Below are 1,625 nucleotides of genomic sequence, written 5' to 3'. Positions count from 1 at the left end.
CCCGCTGATATGTAGGGGTTTTTGTCAAGGGGGCATGTTTGAGCGGCGCCCGGGATGATTGGTAGTTCGTGTTCTGACGGGTATGCGGGGGCGTACTTTCCCGCTTACCCGTCAGAACACGAGAGACTGAATCTCGGGTGCTGCGGAGGCTGGTCGCCGGGGACCGGAGTGGTCGAGTTTGTCTGTTCGACACACGGTCAGGCTGATATACGCGGGTTGGTTACCGCAGGGCGAAGTGTTCGGCAGGAGAGGAGCCGCTGGTCTAGAAATCGGGCGTTGCCCGACCAACTGGTCGGGTTGCTCATAGCGGGAATGCGGGTCACTCCATCGTGTTCGTCGTCACTTCGGTCCGGGGCGATCAGCGGTCTTGAGGGTTTATCCGTCCATGACGGCGAGGGACCAGCACCAGCCGGCGAGTTCCCGGGCGACGGCGACGTTCGCGATCACGGGCCGTTTCTTCCTCGCGGTGAACGCGACCCATTGGTGATGCAACCGTTCGTTGCCGGCCTGGCCGCGGAGCCGCGCCGGGGTGGGTGCTTTCTCCCACCGGGCCTGCAGCACGGACTGCGCCGACGGGCGGTAGTCGCGTCGGTGTTGCCAGGCNGCACGGACTGCGCCGACGGGCGGTAGTCGCGTCGGTGTTGCCAGGCGGCCTCAACGAGTAGCCGGCGCGCATGCGAGTTGCCGGTCTTGGTGATCCCGCCGAGCTGGCGGGATTGGCCTGAGGAGTACTCGGACGGAACCAGGCCAAGGAAGGAGCCGATTGTGTTGCCGGTGAACCGGTGCCAGTCCGTGATCTCCACCGCGAGGGCAAAGCCGGTCAACGCCGAGATGCCCCGCAAACAGCCGAGCCGGTTCACCATCGGCGTGAATGGTGAATCCGCGGCCATCGAGGTGATCGCCGTGTCCAAGCGGTCACGACGGGCGACGGTTTGGGCCACGGCTTCGTAGTTCGCGTCGAACGCGGTCGTGAACGCGAGGTCACCGGTCCGGTGGGAGCGCAGCCACTGGTCGTGTTTGTGCGTCCACGCGGCCCCGTCGTCATAGACGAACCCGTGCCGCAGGAGCAGTTTCGAGAGTCGGTGCCGGGCGCTCATCAGGTCCTGCCGGGTGTCCTCCCGAGACCGGACCAGATCCCGGGCGGTTTCTTCCTCGACAGTGGGGACTTTCACCGCCGTGATCTCGTCCAGATGCAGCAACCGCATCAGATGGAACGCGTCCCGGGCATCGGTCTTCACCCGGTCACCGCTCGGGCGCTGCAACTTCGACGGCGCCGCCACAACACACTCCGTGCCAGAGCCGAGCAGCAGGCGGTAGAGACCGAACCCGGTCGGACCGGCCTCATAGGTCGCGATCTGCGGACCAGGCAACGACCGAATCCACGCGACCACCTCGGACAGGTCATACCCGAACCGGTGCCGGGAGACTTCGCCGGTGTCCACGTCCAACGCGCTACCGACGATAGTTCGTGCGTGCACATCCAGGCCAACGAAACTACGATATTGAGTCAACTGGGGCCTCCCAAATTCAGCTGTGGATAGGCCAACCCTCCAAGGTCGGTAACCCACGTATATCTGAACGGAGGCCCCAGCCTCAAGAGCCGGACACCCTCATATCGTCTAGCG

At 64.5% G+C, this 1,625-nt stretch carries 1 protein-coding gene; it reads right to left on the bottom strand.

What is annotated here, in order from left to right:
- Positions 1-443: 443 nt before the first annotated feature.
- Complete coding sequence (locus E3O48_RS06095) at positions 444-1,442, bottom strand: IS110 family transposase (RefSeq protein ID WP_241982428.1); 999 nt, start codon at positions 1,440-1,442, stop codon at positions 444-446.
- Positions 1,443-1,625: the final 183 nt, after the last annotated feature.

The organism is Cryobacterium sp. HLT2-28 (assembly GCF_004402495.1).
Classification (GTDB): domain Bacteria; phylum Actinomycetota; class Actinomycetes; order Actinomycetales; family Microbacteriaceae; genus Cryobacterium; species Cryobacterium mannosilyticum.
The sequence above is the reverse complement of the archived record's forward strand: the minus strand, read 5'-3'. Positions and strand labels throughout refer to the sequence as shown.